We start from the raw sequence: 24,894 nt of genomic DNA on the forward strand, positions 1-24,894 counted from the left end.
GATTTACGCTTGTTTTAAATTGCAACACTAAGATAGGTGAAAAATCTGACATGGCAAAATCCTGAGCAACTTTTTGTTGCTCAGGAACTTATAAATAAAGTTAAATCAAAGTGTTGCGGAATTAAGGTAAATAAAAAAGCCTTTGTTAACCTATCATCTCTCTGGCGAGTATGCTTTCGAGCTCCTCAGCGGAGAGACGCAGGTGGAACTGTCCTTTGATGGCCACGCTGATGCGCCCGGTCTCTTCAGAGACCACCACGGCGATGGCGTCGGAGTCTTGTGAGATACCCATGGCGGCACGGTGGCGCAGGCCGAGCTCCTTGGGGATGTCCATGTTGTGGCTCACAGGCAGGATGCAGCCGGCGGCTTTGATACGTTTTTTCGACACGATCATGGCACCGTCGTGGAGCGGTGAGTTCTTGAAGAAGATGTTCTCTATCAACAGTTTGTTGACGCGCGCGTCGATCTGCTCGCCGGTTTGCACGATGTCGTCGAGCGGTGTGGCCCGCTCGATGACAATGAGGGCTCCGACCTTTTTCTTTGCCATGTCCATGCACGCCCACACGATCGGCATGATGGTCTCCTTGTCTTCGTCCTGCCCGTTGTCCTTGCGTTGAGAGAAGAAACGCATGACGCTTTTCACGCGCTGATGGGCCCCCAACTGATAGAGAAACTTTCGTATCTCTTCCTTGAACAGTACGATCAGACCGATGACACCCACGCTGGCCAACTGGCTGAGGATGCTGCCCAAGAGCTTCATCTCCAGCACTTGGGAGACAAAGAGCCAGATGAGTACAAACACGATGATGCCATAGAACACGTTCAGCGAACGGCTCTCCTTCATCAGCCGGTAGATGTAGTAAAGCATCAGGGCGACAAGGAAGATATCTATGACATCCTTGATTCCAAACTCAAAAAACATAAGTAATGTATAATGTATAGTGTAGAAATGATTAATGTATAATGTATAGCGTAGAAATAATAATGTATAAATCAGCGCTCAGGGTGGAGAACATTCAACATTCATCATTCAACATTGAAGTCATTCATCATTTAACACTCAACATTTCATCGTATATCTTCACGCACTCCACGGCTTGCTTCACATCATGTACGCGCAGGATGGAAGAACCTTTCATCAGTGCGATGGCATGAATGGCTGTGGTGCCGTTGAGGGATGTCGTCGGATTGCCGCCGACGAGCTTAAAGATCATAGACTTGCGCGACACTCCCGTGAGTACAGGCAGGTCGAGTGCCAAGAGCTTGTCGGCGTTGCGCAGGACAGCATAATTTTGTTCCAAGGTCTTGCCAAAGCCGTAGCCTGGATCAAGGATGATGTCACGTGCACCTAAATCGCGCAGTTGCTGCACCTCACGACTGAAGGCCTGCATCATGCTTGTGATGTCGGGCTTTACTGACATGAGAATGTACGGCACGCGTAGCTGTCCCACCACTTCAAACATGCTGCCGGTTTCGTGGATCGGCGTGTTGACGATGCCGGTGAGTCCGCCTTCCGATACGTCGTTGATGATGTCGGCTCCCCAGTCCTCAATGCACCGGCGGGCTACAAGCGGGCGGTAGGTGTCTACCGATACAGGAGCGTCGGGTTGCTCGCGGCGCACAATGCCAAGCGCCCACTGCAGCCTTCGAGCCTCTTCCTCTTCGCTTACCTCTTGCGCGCCCGGACGGGTAGAGAAGGCCCCTACGTCGATGATGGTTCCTCCCTGTGCGATGATCTCGTTGGCGCGGTCTGCAATCTCGCGCTCTGTCTGCTTGCGGCTTCCGCTGTAAAAGGAGTCGGGAGTGACATTGAGGATGCCCATCACCAACGGATGAGACAGCGAGAGCAGACGCCCCCGCACGTTGATAGTATGGTTCATGAATGTAATTACTTCTAATAAATCGTGTACACTTTCTGCAAATGTACCCATTTCTCCGTTATCATGCAAATAATTGCGTTGTTTTTTCGGTCTGATCCCATGAGTTTTAAAATTGTTTTCGTATATTTGCAGCAAAGAAAGGAATTGTAATGACAACGCTACAACTCAATGCAGAAATCCATAGAAATCTCAACTATCTCGCAGATAGTGAGGATTACCTCCGGAAGGCTTTGGAATACTTGAAAAAGCTTTCTTGGCAGAAGAGACATGGAGCTAAGGCCATGACGACTAAGAAAATCCATGTTGACGACGGTCCATTGCCTACAGACAAGTTTATGGATCTCTTTTCACAGACTATGCCCGGTGACGACGAGAAAATGAAGGAACATTATTTGAGTCAGAAATACGAAGAATATCTATGAGAGTCTTTCTTGACACAAATATAGTCATGGAGTTCCTTACACAGAGGACGCATTATGTTGCAGTTAGAAAGATCATGCGAGCCGCCCAATTGGGCTTGCTCGAAGCTTGTATCTCTACAATTTCTCTGTCAACAATAGCATATCTTCTTGGACTCAGATTGAAGCAGAATAACATCCACGAGCCAGAGAAGAGAAACATGATTAGACGCTTACTCATTGAATTAGAGACATATATTCAGATTGTAGACATATCACACGATCAGACGGCTATAGCATTGAAAGATGAGAATTTCAAAGATATAGAAGATAGTTTTCAGTATTATTGTGCTTTGGAGAACGATTGTGACTACATCGTTACCATTAACTTGAAAGATTTTCCCGCTTGTGACACAATTATTATCTGTTCCCCAGAAGATTTTGCAAAAGCTCAAATAGAAGAGTAACATAAAGGTGCTTATAAGAAAATAGAGACTAAGAATCAACACATTTCCCACGACTATGAACGCAAAAGAATTATATCAGCTCTACCTGCAGCATCCGCAGGTGACCACCGACAGCCGCGACTGCCCTCAGGGAAGTATCTTCATCGCGCTGAAAGGTGCGTCGTTCGACGGAAACAAATTCGCCAAGAGCGCACTCGAGAAAGGATGCAGTTATGCCGTCGTTGACGAGAAGGAATACGCCGAGGAGGGTGACGAACGCTTCATCCTTGTCGATGACTGCCTCACCACCTATAAGGAGCTGGCACGGGAGCATCGCCGGCAGTTCTCTATTCCTGTCATCGGCATCACCGGCACCAATGGCAAAACCACGACAAAAGAGCTCGTCTCGGCCGTGCTCGCTGAGAAATACCGCGTGATGCACACCGAGGCCAACTACAACAACGACGTGGGCGTGCCCAAGACGCTGTTGAGGCTCACCGCCGAAGACGAGATCGCAGTGGTGGAAATGGGAGCCTCGCATCCAGGCGATATCAAGAAACTGGTTGACTATGTAGAGCCGACATGCGGACTGATCACCAATGTGGGACGCGCTCACTTGCAGGGCTTCGGCTCGTTTGAGGGCGTGATGAAAACCAAGGGCGAGCTCTATGACTTCCTAAAAGCCCACGACGGACTTGTCTTCCTCAATACCAGTAACGAGCATCTTGTCGGCATGGCTCAGCAACGTGAGTTGGAGCGCATCGTCAGCTACGGCACCGACGGCGACGCACAGGTACAGGGCGAGGTAGGCGTGTGCGAGCCATTCCTCTCCTTCAGCTGGCATGTCGACGGGCAACCCAATGTCTATGAGGTGCACACGCATCTTGTCGGTACTTACAATATGGACAATATGCTGGCCGCCATTGCCGTAGGCTTGCACTTCGAAGTGGCTCCGCAGCAGATCTGCCACGCTCTGGAGAGCTATCAGCCCAGCAACAACCGCTCGCAATTGGAGCAGACTGCGCACAACTGGCTTATCGTCGACGCCTACAATGCCAATCCGACAAGTATGGCCGCTGCCCTTGACAACTTCCAGCGCATCACGGTCAAGCAACCCAAGATGGTGATCCTCGGCGACATGCGTGAGCTCGGAAGCGTGAGCCGGGAAGAACACCAAAAGGTCGTGGACACGCTTCGAAAAGATAATTTCGAGAAGGTTTGGCTCGTCGGCGAGGAGTTCGGTAAGACTGAATGCGACTTTCGCAAGTTCCGGGATGTCGAAGAGGTTAAGACCGCCATTGCCAAGGAACAGCCGCAGGGCTACTACATCCTTGTCAAGGGCAGCAACGGTATCAAACTCTTTCAACTGCCTGAACTGTTGTAGGCTCTAAGCACTGAGCACCACACTATTTTTTCAAGTCTGGGAAAGTACCATCTTGCTTCTCCCAGGCTTTTTTTATGGCCGCAAAGTTTAATAAATACGAAAACTCATAAGAATTGGCCTATTTGGAACATTTTTATAGACAAATACGACATTTCTACAGAATTATGTTGTAACTTTGCGGCAAACAATCTAGACATGCGATATTCCTATCCTACTCCCAACATACATAGTCTTGTTTTGAGGTGGCCATATCTGTTGATGGTCATTGTGGTAATTGCCTTTCTGTCTGGAGCTTTGCTCTATACTCTCTTTAGTGAATACCCTGTTTTGTTGGCTACGCTTCAAACGGGGGACGCACGCGTTATGATGTTGCTCAACTTTAATGGGGGAGCCGTTGCCGACCGTTTCTTCTATGGCTACAGCCATCTACAAACCTGGTTGCCGTTGTCTGCCGTGCTGGTGGGCTACACGTTAGTGTGGCATCAGGGGTCATGGCGCGAACGTCTCCTGCTGTTACTGGTTATCGCAGCTATGATAGCATTTACAGACCAACTCTCCTCAAGCATCATCAAACCGCTTGTGGCGCGTCCCCGTCCTTCACACAATCTGACCCTGGGGCCAATGCTTCATTATGTCAACGGCTACCATGGCGGACGTTATGGCTTTGTTTCCGGGCACGCGACCAACATCTGTTGTCTGGTCACCTTTTTAAGTTACATCTATTGCAACAAGCTCATGCGTGTCGTGCTTGCTCTGTTTACCATTATCATCTGCTATTCACGTATCTATCTCGGCGTGCATTACCTGGGTGACGTCCTTTGCGGTGCGGCTATCGGCATTTTGGTGGCTCGCATCGTCATCACTTCCTGTCCGTCACGTTTGCTGCAACGCTACGACCGTATGCCGTGGGGCGTTGCCGCGGTGTGGTTCATCACTACACTTCTCTTACTCGTGGTTCCCTTAAGTTAGACGATTGTTTTCAGAAGTGAAATATCAGCAACACCAATGGCGTATAAGATAATATAAAAAATCCGGCCCCGTCAAATGACAAGAACCGGATTGAATGAAAGGAGGAAGTGGTGCCTCTTGGAGTTGAACCAAGGACACATGGATTTTCAGTCCATTGCTCTACCACCTGAGCTAAGGCACCCTCTACTTACGCATTTCCTTGTTATGGAGTGATATTTCTGAAATGCGAGTGCAAAGGTAGCACTTTTTTAGCAACCTCGCAAATTTTTCTTCATAAAATTATCTCTAATTCAAAAAAAAGTGCTACCTTTGCAACCGCAAAACAGAAAGAGGTGCTTCGTTGCTTCTGTATGTGACTGCATCGGGATGTAGCGCAGTTGGTAGCGCACTACGTTCGGGACGTAGGGGTCGCCAGTTCGAGTCCGGTCATCCCGACCAACAAAAAGAGGAATGCTTTACGGAGCATTCCTCTTTTTGGTTGGTACTGCTTTGCTTGTGAAATGGGCAGTCGCCTTGCTTTGAGATAGACACACGTACCTTATATATATGTTATGCGTGTCTTGCACATTATATATATAAGGTGTATGTAGCCTTTCTGTTTAGAACTGATTTTCGATAATGTCTGTGAGTACATCCTTCATGCTCAGTCCTGCGGCTTTCACTTGCTGTGGTATGAAACTTGTCGGCGTCATGCCCGGCGTGGTGTTGATCTCCAGCATATTGACTTTGTCATTGCCCTGAGCGTCTTTGCTGATGATATAGTCGATGCGGATGATGCCGTTGCAATGAAGGATGTCGTAGATATGGCTGGTCTCTTCAGCTACTTTCTTTGCTGTCTCTGGACTGAGGCGGGCAGGCGTGATCTCCTGAACCTGACCATTGTATTTAGCGTCGTAGTCAAAGAACTCGTTTTTCGTCACCACCTCAGTAGCGGGGAAGACGACAGCCTTGTCTTTGGTTTTATAGCAGCCGATGGAGATCTCTGTGCCCTTCATGAAGCCTTCTATCATCACTTCGTTGCTCTCCATGAAGGCAACGCGCAGGGCGGGAGCCAGCTGGTCGGCATTCTTCACCTTCGAGACACCGAAGCTCGAACCGTCGGCAGCAGGCTTGACAAATACCGGCATGCCCAGACGCTTCTCAATGGCGGCAGCGTCATAGCTCTCGCCAAGGCGAAGCAGAATACTGTCGGCAACGTTGACACCAAAGCCGCGGAGGTAGTTGTTAAGCACATATTTGTTGAATGTCATTGCCTCTACGAGCACACCGCTGGTAGAGTAGGGCAGGTGGATCAGATCGAAGTAGCCCTGCATGATGCCGTTCTCGCCCGGAGTGCCGTGGATGGTGATGTAGGCATAGTCGAAGACGACGGCTTTGCCTTCCTTGTTGATGAAGGAAAAGTCGTTGCGGTCGATCTTGGCGATGTCGCCGTCTTCGTAGTTGACATGCCAGTCCTGTCCTTTCACGTCAACGATATAGACATTATAACGTTCCTTGTCAAAGAAGGAATAAAGACCTTGTGCTGAGCGCAATGATACGTCGTGCTCGGATGAATCGCCACCGCAGACGATGGCAATGTTTCTCTTTAAATCTTTCATATCATTTGTTTTTCGTTAATTCCTTATTTTGTCCTGTTATTATGTACTGAGCAATTCATCATCCAACACTGAGCAATTCATCATTCAGTACTGACCTGTTCTACATTGCTCTGTTCATCTTTCTTATTGATCATTCAGCGTTCTGTTCGTTCCTTTGATGAAGGTACGCCACTTGTCGATCAGTGCAGCGAAGTCTTCGGGCCATGGCGAGTCGAAGTCCATTTGCTGATGCGTGCGGGGATGTACGAATCCGAGCGTCTTGGCATGCAGTGCTTGACGGGGACAGATCTTGAAGCAGTTGTTGATGAAAGCCTTGTAGGAAGCACTGCGCTGTCCGCGCAGTATCTCTGTTCCGCCGTATCTCTCGTCGCCAAAGAGCGGGTGCCCGATGTGTTTCATGTGGGCGCGGATCTGATGTGTGCGTCCCGTCTCGAGAATACATTCCACAAGGGTGGTATAGCCAAAACGCTCCAATACTTTGTAATGAGTAACGGCAGGCTTGCCAATGCCCGATTCCGGGTCGAAGACCTTCATGCGCAGTCGGTCTTTAGGGTCGCGTCCGATGTTGCCTTCTATGCGTCCCTCGTCTTCCACGATGTGTCCCCAGACGAGTGCATTATAGGAGCGGTGAGTCGTCTTATGGAAGAATTGTTTGCCCAAAACCGTTTTAGCTTCCGGCGTCTTCGCCACGACGAGCAGACCGCTTGTGTCCTTGTCGATGCGGTGTACCAGTCCTACTTCCGGATTGTTAGCGTCGAAGGCTGGTACGTCACGCATGTGCCATGCCACAGCATTGATCAGCGTACCCGTGAAGTTTCCGGCTCCTGGGTGCACCACCATGCCGGCCGGCTTGTTGACCACCATCAAGTCGTCATCTTCATAGACGATGTCGAGTGGAATGTTCTCCGCCACGATACTTGTGTCGTGTTTGGGATAGTCGAGCATGAGCGTGACGACATCTCCCGGGCGTACTTTGTAGTTGCTCTTGACAGCCTTGCCTGCTACGCAGATGCATCCGGCGTCGGCAGCCGTCTGAATACGGTTGCGGCTGGAGTGCTGCATGTGCTCGGCAAGGAACTTGTCGATGCGTACGGGTGCTTGTCCGGCGTCGACGACGATGCGCCAATGCTCATAGCGGTTGCCGTTGGAAGGATTCAGGTTGTCGCGACCGTTGTCTTCGCTCTGATCCAGCTCGTCGTCCAGCAAGTCTGAGAAAATGTTTTCTTCTGCCATGTCTGTTTTTTCTTTGTTGAGGAGAACGCAGTCTTCGTGGAACTATTCGCCTGTGTTGGTATTCTCTTCCGTATTGTTGTTTTCGGGCTGGTCGGGCGGTGTAGGGATCTCTTGGAAGTTGTCTACGTCACCGCTCTCGTCGTCGGTATTGTCGTTCTCTATGTCTGGATCGATATAGTTGATGTCGTCGCTTTGGTCGAGCTGTCCGTCACCGACCTGAATGATCAGTGTGGCATCGATCGGAATCTTATCTCCGGCAACCACATGACGTCCGTTGACGGTGATGCCATAGACCCAGTCCTTCTCTCCTGGTACCGATTGCGGCTTGCCCAGTTTGAATCCCATGGCCGTGAGTTTTGCCATAGCCTCTCTCAGCGAGCTGTTGTCGATGACATCGGGCAGGGTGATTGTAGGAGAGTGTGTGGCATTGATGGTGACATAGATAATATGTCCCGACTTGACGCGCTCACCAGGTCCCGGTGTCTGCTCCAGGATAGCTCCAGGTGGCAGAGAGCGTACATAACCCGTATCGCTTACCTCTATCTCCAGCCCGAGACTGTTGACGATCTGCTCAGCATCGGCGTATCGCTTGTGCAGAATATTGGGGATGGGAATCGACTCGCCGTGGTGGGTGTACAGGTCGATGCCAAAGCGGAAGCCCAAAGCCAGCGCAACGACTACGAGAGCCATTGCCGCGAGGTTTCCCCAGAGATAGGTACTTTTGAACTTGCCTAAGAATTCAGATATTGTCATCGGTACTTTATTTAATACAAAGGTAATGCAAACCGCTCGAAATACAAAATAAAACCCGTGAATATTTTCTTTTTCGTTGTGTGCAACGGTGGTTCTTTTGTTATTAGCCACCGTTTATCAGCAACTGTCTCAGTAATGTTTGGTGGCCGCATCCTTTACGTTGTGATAGCCACCTTAGATACGGCAAAAGCAGCAAGGAAGAGTTATCCTTGCTGCTTTTTGCTGCCTTGCGCATAGACGCTAAGGAGTTACTTGCCGTGGTTCTCGTCAGAGACGGTCAGTTTCTTGCGGCCATGAGCACGACGGGAAGCCAGCACGCGACGGCCATTCTTTGTGGCCATTCTCTCGCGGAAGCCGTGCTTGTTGACGCGACGGCGGTTGTGAGGCTGAAATGTTCTTTTCATCTTTCTTTATTGTTAATTTATTATTTGTTCCTTCTCTTTTTGAGCCTTTGCCCTTCTTATGGCTTGCAAAATTACGCATAATTTTCGAGATGACAAAGAATTAAGTGATTTTTCAGTGATAAAAAGATGTTTTTATCTAAAATTATAGTAACTTTGCACCTGCAAAAGCATGATAATATACTTATAATATACACACAATGATTAATTCACAGGAAATTAAGATCGGAACATGCATCCGCATGGACGGCGGTATTTGGAAGTGCGTTGACTTCCAGCATCGTAAGCCAGGAAAAGGCAACACTGTCATGAACACCAAGCTGAAGAACGTGGCTGACGGCCGCGTGCTGGAGCGTACTTTCCAGATTGGCTTCAAACTCGATGATGTGCGCGTAGAGCATCGTCCTTACCAGTATCTCTATGAGGATCCTACTGGCTACATCTTCATGAATCAGGAGACTTTCGAGCAGATTCCTATCTCCAAGGACATGATCACGGGTTGGGAGTATATGAAGGAAGGCGACGTCGTTGACGTCCAGACCGACACTTCCGACGGTACCATTCTCTCTGCTGAGATGCCCGTGAAGACCAACCTGAAGATCACTCACAGCGAGCCGGGTGTGAAGGGAAATACTGCTACCAACGCTACCAAGCCTGCCACGCTGGAGACCGGTGCTGAGATTCGTGTGCCCTTGTTCATCAATGAGGGCGAGACCATCACGGTCGACACACGCGACGGCAGCTATGTGGGCCGCGTGAGCGAGAAATAATTGGGCACTAAGCCTTACGCCATCCTTCCTTTTGCGAAGGGTGGCTTTTTTTGTTAACGACCGCTCGCTACTGAGTCCGGTCAGCGTCTTGGAGAATTCTATTACTATGGAGAAACCTTTGAAATATTCTTTTGTCATTCCTGTCTTCAACCGTCCCGATGAGGTCGATGAGTTGTTGGACAGCTTGACACGCCAGTCGCTAAGCACTTTTGAAGTTGTCGTTGTCGAGGACGGTTCGCAAGTGCCTTGTCACGATGTCTGTGCGCGCTATGTGGGAAAACTTGATCTTCACTATTTCAGCAAGCCTAACAGCGGACCCGGACAGAGCCGCAACTATGGCGTAGAACGTGCGCGTGGCGAGTATGTCATCATTCTCGATTCCGACGTAGTGGTTCCTCCCGGCTATCTTCAAGCCGTTGACGATGAGTTGCAGCGAGAGTCCTGCGAGGCTTTCGGCGGTCCCGACCGTGCTGCCGACTCGTTCACTCCTACTCAAAAGGCCATCTCTTATTCCATGACGAGCTTCTTCACCACTGGTGGCATTCGTGGCGGAAAGAAGAAACTCGACAAGTTCTATCCCCGTTCCTTTAATATGGGCATCCGTCGCGACCTCTACCAGCAACTTGGCGGCTTCTCCAAGATGCGCTTCGGCGAGGACATCGACTTCTCCATTCGCATCTTCAAAGCCGGTCTTCACTGCCGTCTCTTCCCAGACGCGTGGGTTTATCACAAGCGGAGGACCGACTTCCGCAAGTTCTGGCGGCAAGTGTTCAACAGTGGCATCGCCCGCATCAACCTCTACAAGAAATACCCCGACAGTCTTAAACTCGTACATCTCCTGCCGATGGTCTTCACGCTTGGCGTTGTGTTTTTGGCACTGTTGTTTGTGGCCGGTCTTTTGTCAGTCCTCTTCTCTTTAGCGCGGAGTGAAAGAGACATGGGACTCTATATGATGACATTCGCGTTGGTACCCTTGATTCTCTACAGCTTGCTGATCCTCGCCGACTCAGCCCGCCAGAGCCATAGTTTGAAGATCGGAATGTTGAGCGTACGGGCTGCCTTCACCCAGCTCATGGGTTACGGCTGTGGTTTTCTTCAGGCATGGTGGCGGCGTTGCGTGCGTGGGCAAGACGAGTTTGCTGCTTATGAGAAGAACTTCTACAAGTAGACATTTTGTTTTTATCTGTTTTCAATATTTAAAAGACTGCCGATGAACCGAAATCTCTTTCGTATGGCAAAGGCCGTTGTGCTCCTTGCTGTCTTATGGATGTCCGGCATGATGAGTGCATTGGCCAAGAAGACAACTGTGGTAATCTCCTGCGACGGCTTCCGCTGGGACTATGCTGAGATGTACGATACGCCTTTTCTCGACCTGATGTCCCGTCAGGGTGTCAAGGGCGAGCTTGTTCCCTCTTTCCCATCGAAGACATTTCCCAACCACTATACCCTTGCCACCGGACTGCGTCCCGAGCATCACGGTATTATCGCCAACTCGTTTCTCGACCGTGCCACCGGAGAGCGCTTCTCGTTGTCCAATCCCAAGACCAAGTGCGACGCCCGTTTCTACCATGGCGAGCCGCTTTGGCTTACAGCCCAGCGTCAGGGGTTGCATACGGCTGTTTTTTATTGGCCGGGGTCAGATGTGGCTGTTGCCGGTCATTATCCCGACCTTTGGCACAGCTACGACGAAAAGCCACATCTTACATTCAGCCAGCGTGTCGACGGCATCATGCAGCAACTCACGGCAAAGAATTGTCCCGACCTCATCATGGCCTATTTTGAAGAACCTGATGCCAGCGGACATAACTATGGCCCACAAGCCAAGCAGACACGATTGGCCGTGGAGCGCATAGACTCGCTGTTGGGCAGTTTGTGGACACGCATCGGCAAGGCGGGGCTCCAAAACAGCGTCAATCTTGTCATTGTCTCCGACCATGGCATGACGTGGTTCACACCTTCACGCCAGATAACAGTCAGTAGTTATCTTCATAAAGAATGGTATCAGAGCATTGAAGGCAATCTCCCTGCCAACATTTATGCGCCGGCGCGTTGGCAGCAAGACAGCATTGTCGCAGCACTGAGTCATGTGGCTCACTTGCGTGTGTGGCGCAAAGACGACATTCCCCAGTGGCTTCATTACCAGTCCGACCCGAATATTGGCGACGTTCTGGTGCTGCCCGATGAGGGCTTCCTCTTCACCGACGAGACATGCCACGATGGGGGCGTGCATGGCTTCGACCCGGCCTACAGCGACATGCACGCCCTTTTCCGCGCCATGGGCCCCGATATTCGTAATGGCGGTGACATGGGAGTGTTCTCCAACACCGCCGTCTATGCTTTAGTCTGCCACCTGCTTGGCATCAGTCCGGCACCCAATGACGGCATGGAGGATTACCAGCGGATAGCCATTAAGATGTTCAAGGATGGAAAAGCTCAGCATTAATCATTGGGACGAACAAGACCGGCCGCGCGAGAAAATGATGCGGCTCGGAGCAGCAGCACTCAGCGATGCCGAGTTGCTTGCCATCCTCATTGGGTCTGGGTCTGACCGGCAGAGTGCTGTGGACTTGATGCGCACGGTGCTCAGCGACTGTAACTATAATCTCAACACGTTAGGCAAGAAGACTGTCAACGACCTGTGCCGTTACCACGGCATGGGGCCAGCTAAGGCCATCACCATTCTCGCCGCCTGCGAACTTGGCAAGCGACGCAAAGACACCGTCGCCGAGGAACGACCCGATCTCGGTTCTGCCACAGCCATCTACAACATGATGCATCCCAAGTTGCAGGATCTCGACGTGGAGGAATTCCACATTCTGATGCTCAACCAGTCGTTTAAACTCATCAAGGAAGAGTGCGTCAGTCACGGCGGACTCACAGAGACAGCCGTCGACATTCGCATCATCATCAAGGACGCCCTGCTCTGCAACACCACGGTACTTGCCGTCTGCCACAACCATCCCAGTGGCAACAAACGGCCCAGTCGCTTGGACGATCAGCTCACCGACCGTATTCGCAAGGCGTGCGAGCTGATGCGTATCTATTTCCTTGACCATGTCATCATCACCGACGGCAGCTATTACAGCTATCGTGAAGAAGGGCGGCTGTAGGCGTCCCGCATCAGCAAAGCAGCCAAAACAGGGATCTATGTATAAAAAACCGACTAATTTTTGTTAGTTTGCTTTTTTTTACTTATATTTGCGTCATCATTACATGACTACGACACATCATACCTTTGACCAATCATCAATGAGAAGACTGATATTACTGCTTATTGACATTCTTATTTTGGTGCCATTATGGGCTCAAGCCACCTATCGCGTCACGGATTACGGGGCAAAAGGCGACGGAACAACCGATGATGCACCGGCTCTCCAGCGTGCTATTGATGCATGCAGTGCCGACGGTGGCGGGCGTGTACTCCTGTCGCGTGGCAAGACCTTCCTTTCCGGTCCTTTACAGTTGAAGTCCGGTGTGGAGCTGTATCTCGATGCCGGAGCCACCTTATTGGCCAATCCTGATGAGAAAGTCTATCGCCACAGTGCCTTTGGCAGCAATCAGGGCGAGGGTATGCTATGGCTCTGGGCCAAAGATGCCCATGATATCCGCGTATGTGGGCGTGGCACCATCGACGGCAACGGCGTGCGCTTCATGGGTCGCGAGCTGTCCGACTCTTATGAGCTCAAGCCTGTGACCACCTTTGATCCCCGGCCGCATGTCCTCACGCTCATTGGCGTGAATAACGTACAAGTGCGTGACGTCACGATCCGCGAAGGTGCTTACTGGACACTCCACCTCGTCGGTTGCGACGACGCAGTGGTCGACGGCATCAATCTACTCAACAACTTAAAGATACGCAACGGCGACGGCATCGACATCGACCATAGCCGGCATGTGCGCGTCAGCAACTGTCATATCACCTCCGGCGACGACTGCATCTGCCTGAAAAACCGCCGCGAGTTTGCCGAATATGGTTCGTGTCACGATATTGTAGTGACCAACTGCACGATGAGCTCGCGATCCTGTGCCATCAAGATCGGGTCGGAGAACATGGATTCCATCTACAATGTCAGCATCGACAACTGCGTCATCACCCGTTCCAACCGTGGACTGGGCATACAAAACCGCGACGAGGGCACGGTGACCGACGTGGTCTTCTCCAATATCATCATGGATCTGCGCCTTTGGAGCGACGTGTGGTGGGGGAAGGCTGAGCCCATTTACGTCACCAGCTATCCTCGTGCCGACGGCAACAACAAGGATGCCAACTGGCGTTTCCCCAAGGGTGAGACCCACGGACGCTGTGGAGAGGTAAGTCGCATCTACTTCCGTGGCATCGTCGCCACGTCGGAAAACGGCTGTTTCATCGGTGGAGAAGTGGGTAAAGTCAAGGACATTCATCTCGACAATGTCAGTCTGCGCCTTTGCCACATGACGGATTATAAAGGTGGCATCTACGACAAGCGTCCATGCCGTGGCGAAGGCTATATATATAATAAGGTGTATGGCGTCTATGTCGACCAGGCTCAGGACGTCCACACTACCGGACTCTCTGTCACAGCCCATGGCGTGGACTACGGTGGCCCAGCCTTTGGACTTTAACCAATTGTCAACCCCTTGTAATGTACTTGACACATATTCGTGTTAACTTTGCACTTATATTATAAAACTATATCTATTATGCGAAAAAGACAAACCCATTTAAAGAAGGGCATGCAGAAAGCCGTGCTTTCCGCCTCTCTTCTGCTTTGTGGCACTGTGGCCATGGCCCAGAGCCAGAAGTCTGGTGTCATCACCGACAGCAATGGTGAGCCGCTCGTCGGCGTGACCGTCATGGAGCAAGGTACTACCAATGGCACGGTGACCGACATCAACGGCCGCTACACCATCACCACTAAGAAGCCGGGCGCCAAGCTGAAGGTTTCCTACGTAGGCTATGAGGACCGCGTGATTGCGCCGGGGCAGAGCGTGAGGCTCAAGGCCGACGACAAGACTCTTAACGAAGTGGTCGTAGTGGGCTACGGCACCATGCGCCGCAAGGATGTTACCTCCTCGATTACCACCGTGGACGCTAAAGACCTGAACACGGGCGTGTATACCGACCCCGCACAGCTGTTGCAGGGCAAGGTGTCGGGTCTGGTCGTTTCGAACACCGCCGACCCCAGCGGCACGCCCTCCATCACCCTGCGCGGGGCCTCCACCCTGCGCACCGGTGAGGCGCAGGAGCCTTACTATGTCATCGACGGCGTGCCGGGAGTTGACCTGTCTTTGGTGTCGCCCGACGACATTGAGAGCATCGACGTGCTGCGCGACGCTACCGCCACAGCCATCTATGGATCCAAGGCTGCCAACGGCGTGATCATCATCACCACCAAGAAAGGCAAGAAGGGGCGCACCAATGTGACCTATTCTACCTATATGGCCTTTGACCGGGTGAGCAAGAAACTCGACGTGATGACCGCCGACGAGTTGAGGGCTTATGCCAAGGCCAATAACTTTGAGCTGACCAACGACGAGGGAGCCAGCACCGACTGGCAAAAGGAGGTGGAGCAAACGGGATTTGCACACAACCACAACGTGAGCATCAATGGTGGCAACGACAAGACCAGCTACAATGCCAGCATTAACTACATGAACCGTGAGGGCGTGGTGAGAGGCACACGCATGAACCGTGTCAACGGGCGCGCGCTGGTGAGCAGCAACGTGCTCAACGACCACTTGAAACTGTCACTCGGTCTCAATGCCAGCGAGGGGCACTTCCGCAGCGTGCAGATGGGCAACGAGGGAGCCAGCGTGCTCGACGGCATGTACTACTATTCACCTTGTGACCCGGTATACAATGCCGACGGAACCTTCTACGAGGCCAACGGCATATCGCAATACTACAACCCTATGGCCATGATCAGCCAGGACAGGTTCCAGCACATTCGCCGGCGCTACCAGATCACGGCCAACGCCGTGGCCACCATTATGCCCGGGCTCACCTGGACGGTAAACTACTCTTACATGAACCATCAGAACATGTTCAGCGGTTACAACAGCGTTTACTCACAACTGGTAAAGACCAACGGCCAGGCCTCGCGCAACACTTATCAGGGACACAAGCAGGTGTTTGAGACCTTTGGCAACTGGACGAAAACCTTCAACAAAAAGCACACGGTGGGACTGATGGCTGGTTACTCGTGGGAAGAGAAGACCGACAACGACGGCTTCGGCGTGACGGTGTACAACTTCTACAACGATGACGTGAGCTGGTACAACCTTTCTTACGCCAACGAAATCAACGGCATCGACGGTGTGACAAGCGGTGCCGAGTACACCTTGCGCATGATCTCGTTCTACGGACGTGTGAACTATTCATACAACAGCAAGTACAACTTCCAAGCCACGCTCCGGCGCGACGGCAGCTCGGCCTTTGGACGGAACAACCGCTGGGCCACCTTCCCCTCTGTGTCGGCCGCCTGGCGCCTGTCGGAGGAAGACTTCATCAAGAACCTCCATGTCTTCGACGACCTGAAGTTGCGCGTGGGTTACGGTGTGAGCGGCAACTCCTTGGGCTTCGATGCTTATTCTGCCCTGCGCACCTACGGGGCCAGCGGATGGTTTACCTATATCGACGCCAACGGAAACGCCGCGCTGCGACGCACGCTGGCAGCTACCAGCAATGCCAACCCTGACCTGAAATGGGAGAAAACGGGCATGTTCAACATCGGACTCGACTTCTCTTTCTTCAACTCACGCTTAAGCGGTACCATTGAATACTACGACAAGCGCACCAGCGACCTTATCTACGACTATCCCGTCTCTACCAACCGGTATCCCTACGGAACCATGACGGCCAATGTGGGAAAGATAAGCAACAAGGGTGTTGAGCTTACCATTAACGCCGTGCCGGTAAAGACCAACGACTTCCAATGGCAGACCATGATCAACCTCTCGCACAATAAGAACAATGTGGAGAAGCTGTCCAATTCTCAGTTCTCGGTAAAATATATCGACGAGGCCAATCCACGTATCGCCGGATTCTCTTCTACCAACAGCATACAGCGCATCATGGAAGGCCAGCCTCTCGGTACGTTCTATACCTGGGAGTTTGCCGGCTTCGACGAGAACGGCAAGTCGCTCTTCTATGAGCACGACGAGAAGACGGGCGAGCGCACGGGAAAGACCACCAACGCGCCACAGGAGAAGGACCGTGCCATTGTGGGATGCGCCCAACCTGATCTGACTCTGGGGTGGAACAACACGCTCACCTATAAGAAATGGTCGCTCAACATGTTCTTTACCGGTGTGTTTGGCAACGACGTGTATGACTGCACGCGCGCCCAATACAACACAGTGAGCAATGTGGCGGCCGGCAAGAACGTGCTCAAGGAGGTGGCCTCCTCGCAGCACTTCGGCGACGGTTACGCACAGGCTCCCTCTGACCGTTATCTTGAGAACGGCAGCTATCTCAGACTGTCTACCCTCACGCTGGGCTATAACTTCGGCAAGATTGGCGACTGGCTGCAGGGTCTGTCTGTGTATGCCACGGCCAACAACCTCTTCACCATCACCAGCTACAAGGGCCTTGACCCGGAGGTGTCGTTGGGCGGCATAGATCCCGGTATGGACTATCGGTGGAGCTTCTATCCCCATACCCGCTCATACATGATAGGACTCAAGGTAAACTTCTAATTTTAAAGCAATGAAAACAAGACTATATTCTTATTTCACCGCCGGCCTGCTCGCCCTCACCATGGTAGGCTGTACGGATTTGGATGTTGACGTGAAATCCAAATATACAGAGTATCCTTCGTCAGAGGTGGCTCTTGAAGGCAAGATGGCCGATGTGTACTATGCTTTCCGTGGTGCCCTTGGACGCCGCTTCAACGAAGCACAGACTTTGACGACCGAAGAGGTGGGTGTGAGCTTTGACGGTGACTGGGTGGACAACCGTAACTACTCCCACATGAGTCTGCACGACTTCTCGGCTGACGACGCTTCCATTGGCTGGTACACCGATCTGGCCTCGGGCATTACCAAGTGCAACCAAATCATCGTGGACATGGGCGGAGACAATGCCGACCCCAAGATGATAGCGCCAGCAAGAGCCATGCGGGCCTACTACCACTTTATTCTGATGGACAACTATGGCGCCGTGCCTATACTCGACAAAATACCCGACGAGGATGCTGGCGTGGAAAGAAAGAGCCGCCCGGAGGTGGCCAAGTGGATAGAGAGTGAGCTGCTCGGCGTGATTCCTCTGCTGACAGACAAGAGCGATGCCAGCACTTACGGCAAGCCCAATAAGTGGATGGCCGAGGCTCTGTTGGTGAAACTTTATCTGAACTGGGCCGTCTACGCACAGAGCGACGTGACAAAGTATGAGCCCTCACAGGCCAACGAAAAGCTCAACGACTGCGTGAAATATTGCGATGACATTATCAAGAGCGGCCTCTTCTCGCTCGGTGGCGGCGTGAAGTCGTGGCGCGCAAAGTTCTATCCTGACAACGGCGCGCAGGTCAAGGACTTCATCTATGCCATGCCTTACGATGCCGTTTCGGCACAGGGCAACACCTACGGCCGCTTCCGCACATGGCGTAAGGCCGATGGTGGAACCAATCAGGCCGGCACGAAGATGAGTTACTACGGTGAGCCGAGTATCAAGTCGTTTGGCGGCAACTTTGCCATGTCGCCGGAGTTTGCCGAGCTGTTCTCGCTTCCGGGCGACAATCGTAATGATGCTGTCTTGGGTGGCGATGTCTACATCCTCAATCCCACTACACACGAGAAGACTTCAGAGAGGTGGCTCTATGCCGGCAAACCGGTGACCTTCACCAAGACCATCACCCTCAAGGCACAGGACGCCGACCTGAACGTGGGCAACGATGCCAACGGATGGAGCCAGGGATGGAAGAGCATTAAGTTCATTCCGGCCAATGCTGACTATGTGGCTTGCAACGGTCGTAACCAAAGCAACGACATTCCCATCTTCCGCTATGCCGATATCCTCCTGACCAAGGCGGAGTGCATCCTGCGTGGGGCCACGGCTACCAATGGTGACACGCCTGCTTCGCTGATGAACCAGATACGAGCTTATGCCGGTGCGCCCACCGTTACCTCGGTGACGCTTGACGAACTGCTCAAGGAGCGCGGACGCGAGTTCTTTGACGAGAACTGGACGCGAAACGACTGGATTCGCTTTGGCACATGGGAGAACGAGTTCGGCGTCCACCGCAAGAACTTCCCAACGGCCAACTTCGACAAGACACGCCGTATCTTCCCCATCCCGACAGAGGTGAGAAAGAAGAATACCAACTGGGAGCAAAATCCCGGCTATTAAAGCCTGACAGATATTGGGCGGACTACTCCTTCGCTGTGGGGGAGTGGCCCGCCTTGATTTTTTTAAGATGAACCCTTTATCATGTCGTATTGATGAATCGTATTAGCCTTATTCTCCTCTTACTGTGTTCTTTGTGTCGTGTCATGGCTCAGGACATCGTGGTGCATCGGGGGGCCAATGCGCTGGCACCCGAAAACACCATAGCCTCGGCCGACTCGGCGTTGGCCTATGGCGCAACATGGATTGAGGTAGATGTACGCCCCAGTAAAGACAGTGTGCTCTTTAATCTCCATGATGAGACGCTCGACCGGACCACTAACGGGCACGGGATGCTCGCGGATTGCACCGCGGACGAGATAAGAAAGCTCGATGCGGGCGCATGGTTCTCTTGTCGCTATGCCGGTACGCCCGTTCCTACTATAGCCGACATGCTCGACCATCTGCGGGGGCGTGCCGGTGTGTTCTTCGACGTGAAGCGTGGTACGCCCGTGGAGCAGCTCGTACAACTTGTGCGATCCAAAGGGTTTGCCGACAAGAGCTTCTTTTGGTTTGGTGATGAGGCCATGCTGAAAGCGTTCGTCCGATTGGCTCCCGACATGAAGGTGAAGGTCAACGCTGCTGATATAGACAGACTGAAATACTGGCAAACCATCTGCCGTCCTGCTTATGTAGAGATTGCGCCACGGCAAATCACGCCCACGTTCATGCGCTATTGTCATGCGCATGGCATCAAGGTGATGGCCGCGTGTCAGGAAGACGATGTGTCGGATTTCCCATTGGTCATCAAGGAAAAGGCCGACTTGGTGAATCTTGATCGCCCCGAGTTGTTCCTTCCCTTGAAACAAGGGCGCCAGGTGATTCTGTCAACGGCTCAACTGGGCATACCCGCCGACGGAAAGACACTGTGTACCGAGCGCCTTCAGCAGGCCATCGACAGGTTGGGGCGTGAAGGCCGTGGTACGTTGGTGCTGAATCCCGGCACATATCTGACGGGGCAGCTATGGCTCCGTAGTGGAGTGGAGCTGCATTTGCAGCAAGGTGCCCAGCTGTTGGGGGCGGCAGATCCTTACTTATATCATCAGGTGGGGGCTCTGACCGATGACGGACGACACGACAATGCCTGCATGGCGCTTATCGTGGCACAGAATGCACACGAGGTGCGTATCACCGGCCAAGGCACGATCGACGGTAACGGCACGGCCTTGGCTCTTGCTGCCGACAGTCTCTACCATTTGGGAAAACTGACCGATGCACATTACAATACCAGGAGACTTCGACCCTCAGAGCTCGTCAGACCCAAGCTTGTCTATTTCACTCATTGTGACGGCGTGACGTTTCTTGGCATACACTGTAAGAACAGTGCCGGCTGGGGACTGTCTTTTCAGCATTGTTCCAACGTGATGTTGCAAGGAGTCAATATGGAGAACAGAGCGTACTGGAACAACGACGGCATTGACCTGAGTGATTGCCGGCATGTGCTCGTGAGTGACTGCAAGGTCAACGCGGCCGATGATGGCATCTGCTTGAAGTCTTATGATGTCCATGGCGGCTGTGAGGACGTCACCATCCGCAATTGCGAGGTGCGTTCGTCGGCCAGTGCCGTAAAGTTTGGTACAGCCTCATGGGGAGCGTTCCGGCGCATTCATGTCTTCAATCTGACAGTCTTCGACACATTTCGTTCGGCCATCGCCATCGAGAGTGTGGACGGGGCTTTGGTCGACAGCGTGACCGTGGAGCATGTCCGGGCTTTCCATACGGGCAATCCTCTCTTCATCCGTTTGGGTCATCGCTCAGGGGCGCGGGTGGGTTCTGTCAGTCATATCACCGTTCGAGACTTGGTTTGTGAGGTGCCCTTCGACCGCCCGGATCTCAACTACGACCTGCGCGGACCTGAGGTGGACTTTTTTCACAATCCTTTCCCAAGCAGCATTTGTGGCATTCCCGGACATCCTGTTCGTGACGTAATCATCGAAGACGCCACACTCGTCTACCCGGGGCGAGCCTCCAAGGCGATGGCCTACATGCCGCTTTGGCGTGCTCATGATGTACCGGAGAGCCCCGACAGCTACCCCGAGTTCAGCATGTTTGGCGAGCTTCCTGCTTGGGGCTTCTATCTCCGTCATGTCGACGGGCTTACGCTCCAAGGCGTCAAGCTGTCACTTCGTGAGGCTGATTACCGGCCGGCCTTTGTGCTGGAGGATGTCGCGGATGTGAAATGGAAAGCAGTGGAGGTGCCGGGGAATATGAAGAATCAAGTGTATATAGTGCATTAATATCTGTTTTCTCGTTTGGGTGTTATCCTTTATGATCTTCCCATAAGAAACATTTTGCAGCGGGCTGCCCCTTATCGGTGTAGCCCGTTTCTTGTGAACGTCTATAGAGTGAGCCTCTCCGGAAACATAGCCTTCCCTTGCGTAAGTAGAATAATAGAACTCTGATAATTACAAAACAACTTGACAAAACTACGTCTTTCTGTACTTCTATTTTAGAGAGTGCTTATGCGTCTGTAGCATCTTTTTTCGATGATTTCTTGGTCGTTCCATGCTTTTTCACTGCTGAAAGCGACTTGAAACGGAGCTTTTTGGCTTTTTACTTTTCCAAAAAGCCGCTTTTTCACGATCAAACAATTGAGATGACTTTATCAAAGCTCTGTTTTCTCCGAAAATTCTCTAGAGAATTTTCGGAGAAAAAGGTACTTTGACAAGATCATCTCGGTACTTTCTTCTGCTCATTCTTCCTTTTTGAAGTACAGAATAAATGAGTATTTGTGCAATGCGCTGTAAATCAGAGGATTATATTTCCTTTTCTTAAAATACTCAAAAATGCGCTGAAAATCGCGAAAATCGAACCAATGATGGTCGTGCTTCAAAAAAATCGATTCTCAGGGGCGGAAAACTGTCAGTTTCAACAACATTTTTGGAAATTCTAATATTTCCGCCTGATACTTCTGTTTTATGGGTGACTCTCCGAGGTCGCCTGCTTTTAATAGGTTTCTTTTGCCTGTTGCTTCTGAACCTTCTCACTTAGTCGTAAGTCAAGATAAAGGCTTACGTCAAACAGCCAAGCGAATTTGCGTCAAACAGCCAAGCGAATTTGCGTCAAACAGGCAAGCAGATTTGCGTCAAACAGCCAAGTAAAATCGCGTCAAATAGCCAAATATTTTTCAAAACTCTTGGATAATCAATTAATTATGCGTATCTTTGTTGTCGTAGTTTTTTGTTAAATGGAGCAAGACAGTAACATCCTACTCTTATGAGGCCTTGTCCGTAATACCCTTCATTCTATGTCTCGCAATATTCTTCTGATCGTTTTCCTGTCTCTGACGACAGTAGTCCATGCCCAGTTGTGGCGTAGTGTCAATCCGCTCATCGGCAGCGAGGGTGAGGGCAGAGTGTTTGTGGGTCCTGCTGCTCCTTTTGGAATGGTGAAGCCAGGACCAGACTGTCTGACGATGCCCAATGCCGGATGGGCGCCACGGCCAGAGATGGTGAAAGGCTTCTCGCAGACTCATGTCAGCGGTACGGGAGGCGGACAGAAATATGGCAATGTGCTTATCCAGCCTTTCCGTCGGTATGAGTCGATGACGCCGCAACGCGTGCTGCTGCCCGATGGCAAGGTGGGCGTGGTGCCTTGTTTCCTCCATCACCGCACCTACGAGAAAGTTACGCTCGGAAAATACAGCTGTCGTTTCGAGGATGGCATCGGCGTGGACATCACCACTTCTGCCCGTTGTGCCCTCTATCGTTTCCGCCATGCCGACGGACTGCTCGTTGATGCCGCGTCGTTCTTGGGTATGGACACCATTCCCAACAAGCGTGAGACCCAGCAATATGTGGCTTCCAGCATCAGCGTCAGTGGGCAGAAGGAAGTGAGCGGCTCCACGACGGTGCGCGGCGGATGGAACAATGGCGGTCCCTATACGGTCTTTTTCTGTTTGCAGAGCAGTGCACCGTTTGTGAAATCACGGCTGTTTGGCGGTCGTGCCGCCTCGGTCTGGTGGGGCGACAGCATCGTGGAGGTGAAGGTCGGCATCTCTTATGTGTCTGTGGAACAGGCGCGCCGCAATATCGTTGCTCACGATTTCAACACGCAGTTGCGTCAGCTTCGTCAGCAGTGGGACGAGACCTTGGCGCGCGTGCCTTATGAAGGGAACAGCCGGGAGCGCCGTATCTTCTATACAGCACTCTATCATACGCTGCTCATGCCGGTGGACAAGACCGGCGAGTGTCCGCGGTGGTCGGGCACGCCCTACTATGATGACTTCTATGCCCTGTGGGATACCTACCGCACATCGATGCCCCTGCTCATGGAGTACTACCCCGAACGGGCGACAGACATTGTCCTTGCGCTCTTGGCCATCTACCGCCATGAGGGTTACATGCCCGACGCGCGCAGCGGCGATTGCAACGGGCGCACGCAGGGAGGCACGCATGCCGACGTGGTCATCGCTGAGGCCTATTCCCGCGGACTGAAAGGCATTGACTATCGCGAGGCGTTGCCGGCGATGCTCAAGGACGGCGATGTGCCGCCCGCAGACGACGAGAAGGAAGGGCGCGGCGGACTCCGTGAGTATATCCGGCTGGGCTATGTGCCCTATGGCATACCACGGGCAGGCACCCGCACCGTGGAGTACAGCTACGATGACTGGTGCATAGCGCAGGTGGCGAAAGGTCTGGGCAAGCATGCTATCTATAACAGGTATATGCGCCGGTCCCGTTCGTGGCAGAACCTCTGGCGCAAGGACTATGAATGGCGGGGTATGAAGGGATTTATCCTGCCGCGGGATGCCAGGGGTCGCTGGCTTGACTCGGTGGAGTGGGGCCGTTCCCGGATCTACCGTCCGAAGATCGCTTATCGGCCCGACACGAAGGTGGCACCGTGGTATATCCCTTGGTGGGATACGTTTTTCTACGAGGGTCTGTCGGCCGAATACTCGTTGAGTGTGCCTCACGACGTGCCGACACTCATCCAACTTTGTGGCGGTGACTCCGCCTTCCGGCGCCGTCTGGATACCTTCTTCGATGAGGGACATTACAATGTAGGCAACGAACCGTCGTTTCTTACACCTTATTTATATAGCTACATCGGCCGCTCCGATCTCAGCAGCCGGCGGGTGGCGGAGATCGTCCACCGTTGCTTCTCCGACAAGGCCGACGGCCTGCCGGGCAATGACGACAGCGGGGCTATGTCGGCGTGGTTGCTGTGGGCGATGCTCGGCCGCTACCCCGTGGCGGGACAAGGGAAATACATCACCATCGATCCGGTACGCTTCCCCGAGAAAGCTGCGACTTCGGACAATGCTACTTCCATGGTGCACTTTGTGCTCAACCGCCAGTATCGCAACTGGCCGTTGAGCACGCGTTGGCAGGGCGACACACTGGTGGTGACCTGTCACGACTGCACGTATCGCATGCCGCGTCGAGTCGTCGACCATGCCCAAGGTTTTTGTTGGGAGAGTCCGCAGAAGGCGGGTGCACGGTACGATGCCGAGGGGACCTTTCTTTTCATCTCGCGTGATGCCCTTGACAGCCTGCAGCGTACGGGCAGTTTTGTCTACGATGGCATCACGTGGCGGCGCGTAGACGGCAACGGACAGCGCATCCATGTGCGTGCCGATGTAGACGGAACTGAAATGTGGATTTCAACAATAGGGTCGCTTCCTTGGGTGACCAGAATGCAAGGCAACCGTTTAGGCATCGACTGGCAGATGGATGACTGTTGACAGATGCGGCCGGTC

The 24,894-nt window shown here is 52.3% G+C and carries 19 protein-coding genes and 2 tRNA genes; 14 read left to right on the top strand and 7 right to left on the bottom strand.

The window, feature by feature from the left end:
- Window positions 1–145: 145 nt before the first annotated feature.
- Together cdaA and folP are read right to left on the bottom strand one after the other, a co-directional pair.
- Window positions 146–922 (bottom strand): diadenylate cyclase CdaA, encoded by a 777-nt coding sequence (gene cdaA, locus FYJ73_RS10825; protein ID WP_154534737.1) that lies wholly within the window; start codon window positions 920–922, stop codon window positions 146–148.
- 127 nt (window positions 923–1,049) lie between these two features.
- A complete protein-coding gene (gene folP, locus FYJ73_RS10830; RefSeq protein WP_154534738.1) occupies window positions 1,050–1,880 on the bottom strand; it encodes a dihydropteroate synthase in 831 nt (276 codons plus the stop codon).
- A 149-nt stretch (window positions 1,881–2,029) separates the two neighbouring features.
- Here folP and FYJ73_RS10835 point away from each other — a divergent pair, with 149 nt between their 5' ends.
- The 4 genes from FYJ73_RS10835 (at window position 2,030) to FYJ73_RS10850 (ending at window position 5,077) form a co-directional block, all read left to right on the top strand.
- Window positions 2,030–2,302 (top strand): hypothetical protein, encoded by a 273-nt coding sequence (locus tag FYJ73_RS10835; RefSeq protein ID WP_154534739.1) that lies wholly within the window; start codon window positions 2,030–2,032, stop codon window positions 2,300–2,302.
- Window positions 2,299–2,745, top strand: coding sequence for a type II toxin-antitoxin system VapC family toxin (locus FYJ73_RS10840; protein ID WP_154534740.1), 447 nt, complete (start codon window positions 2,299–2,301; stop codon window positions 2,743–2,745). Before FYJ73_RS10835 ends, FYJ73_RS10840 begins: the two co-directional genes overlap by 4 nt.
- A gap of 55 nt (window positions 2,746–2,800) precedes the next feature.
- Window positions 2,801–4,108, top strand: coding sequence for a UDP-N-acetylmuramoyl-tripeptide--D-alanyl-D-alanine ligase (locus tag FYJ73_RS10845; protein ID WP_154534741.1), 1,308 nt, complete (start codon window positions 2,801–2,803; stop codon window positions 4,106–4,108).
- Window positions 4,109–4,345: 237 nt separating this feature from the next.
- The gene (locus FYJ73_RS10850; protein WP_206081764.1) at window positions 4,346–5,077 is read left to right on the top strand and encodes a phosphatase PAP2 family protein; all 732 of its coding nucleotides are present in this window, start codon (window positions 4,346–4,348) and stop codon (window positions 5,075–5,077) included.
- Between the two features lie 108 nt (window positions 5,078–5,185).
- Here FYJ73_RS10850 and FYJ73_RS10855 read toward each other — a convergent pair.
- Window positions 5,186–5,258 (bottom strand) — tRNA-Phe (locus FYJ73_RS10855).
- A gap of 181 nt (window positions 5,259–5,439) precedes the next feature.
- Here FYJ73_RS10855 and FYJ73_RS10860 point away from each other — a divergent pair.
- Window positions 5,440–5,515 (top strand) — tRNA-Pro (locus tag FYJ73_RS10860).
- Window positions 5,516–5,676: 161 nt separating this feature from the next.
- On the opposite strand, the gene FYJ73_RS10865 is transcribed toward FYJ73_RS10860, so the two are convergent.
- The 4 genes from FYJ73_RS10865 to rpmH all read right to left on the bottom strand — a co-directional run bounded on the left by FYJ73_RS10865 (window position 5,677) and on the right by rpmH (window position 9,065).
- Complete coding sequence (locus FYJ73_RS10865; RefSeq protein ID WP_154534743.1) at window positions 5,677–6,675, bottom strand: D-alanine--D-alanine ligase; 999 nt, start codon at window positions 6,673–6,675, stop codon at window positions 5,677–5,679.
- Between the two features lie 123 nt (window positions 6,676–6,798).
- The gene (locus tag FYJ73_RS10870; protein ID WP_154534744.1) at window positions 6,799–7,908 is read right to left on the bottom strand and encodes an RluA family pseudouridine synthase; all 1,110 of its coding nucleotides are present in this window, start codon (window positions 7,906–7,908) and stop codon (window positions 6,799–6,801) included.
- 42 nt (window positions 7,909–7,950) lie between these two features.
- Entirely contained in the window at window positions 7,951–8,661 is a 711-nt protein-coding gene (locus tag FYJ73_RS10875; protein ID WP_154534745.1) for a PASTA domain-containing protein, read from the bottom strand.
- A 248-nt stretch (window positions 8,662–8,909) separates the two neighbouring features.
- Entirely contained in the window at window positions 8,910–9,065 is a 156-nt protein-coding gene (gene rpmH, locus FYJ73_RS10880) for a 50S ribosomal protein L34 (protein ID WP_004378018.1), read from the bottom strand.
- A gap of 197 nt (window positions 9,066–9,262) precedes the next feature.
- On the opposite strand from rpmH, the gene efp reads away from it, so the two are divergent.
- The 9 genes from efp to FYJ73_RS10925 all read left to right on the top strand — a co-directional run bounded on the left by efp (window position 9,263) and on the right by FYJ73_RS10925 (window position 24,879).
- Window positions 9,263–9,832, top strand: a complete 570-nt coding sequence (gene efp / locus FYJ73_RS10885; protein WP_154534746.1) for an elongation factor P — start codon at window positions 9,263–9,265, stop codon at window positions 9,830–9,832.
- A gap of 118 nt (window positions 9,833–9,950) precedes the next feature.
- A complete protein-coding gene (locus tag FYJ73_RS10890) occupies window positions 9,951–11,000 on the top strand; it encodes a glycosyltransferase family 2 protein (protein WP_154534763.1) in 1,050 nt (349 codons plus the stop codon).
- A gap of 63 nt (window positions 11,001–11,063) precedes the next feature.
- Window positions 11,064–12,275, top strand: a complete 1,212-nt coding sequence (locus FYJ73_RS10895; RefSeq protein WP_154534747.1) for an alkaline phosphatase family protein — start codon at window positions 11,064–11,066, stop codon at window positions 12,273–12,275.
- Window positions 12,256–12,942: a RadC family protein gene (gene radC / locus FYJ73_RS10900; protein ID WP_154534748.1), complete on the top strand. Its 687-nt coding sequence runs from the start codon at window positions 12,256–12,258 to the stop codon at window positions 12,940–12,942. Before FYJ73_RS10895 ends, radC begins: the two co-directional genes overlap by 20 nt.
- Before the next feature lie 139 nt (window positions 12,943–13,081).
- On the top strand, window positions 13,082–14,434 hold the full coding sequence (locus tag FYJ73_RS10905) for a glycoside hydrolase family 28 protein (protein WP_154534749.1): 1,353 nt from the start codon (window positions 13,082–13,084) through the stop codon (window positions 14,432–14,434).
- Between the two features lie 78 nt (window positions 14,435–14,512).
- Window positions 14,513–17,509: a SusC/RagA family TonB-linked outer membrane protein gene (locus tag FYJ73_RS10910; RefSeq protein ID WP_154534750.1), complete on the top strand. Its 2,997-nt coding sequence runs from the start codon at window positions 14,513–14,515 to the stop codon at window positions 17,507–17,509.
- Between the two features lie 10 nt (window positions 17,510–17,519).
- Window positions 17,520–19,157, top strand: a complete 1,638-nt coding sequence (locus FYJ73_RS10915; RefSeq protein WP_154534751.1) for a RagB/SusD family nutrient uptake outer membrane protein — start codon at window positions 17,520–17,522, stop codon at window positions 19,155–19,157.
- A 143-nt stretch (window positions 19,158–19,300) separates the two neighbouring features.
- Window positions 19,301–21,430: a glycerophosphodiester phosphodiesterase family protein gene (locus FYJ73_RS10920; RefSeq protein WP_235899330.1), complete on the top strand. Its 2,130-nt coding sequence runs from the start codon at window positions 19,301–19,303 to the stop codon at window positions 21,428–21,430.
- A gap of 1,010 nt (window positions 21,431–22,440) precedes the next feature.
- Window positions 22,441–24,879 (top strand): GH92 family glycosyl hydrolase, encoded by a 2,439-nt coding sequence (locus tag FYJ73_RS10925; protein WP_154534752.1) that lies wholly within the window; start codon window positions 22,441–22,443, stop codon window positions 24,877–24,879.
- Window positions 24,880–24,894 lie beyond the last annotated feature (15 nt).

Origin of the sequence: Hallella mizrahii, assembly GCF_009695775.1 — a bacterium.
Lineage (GTDB): Bacteria > Bacteroidota > Bacteroidia > Bacteroidales > Bacteroidaceae > Prevotella > Prevotella mizrahii.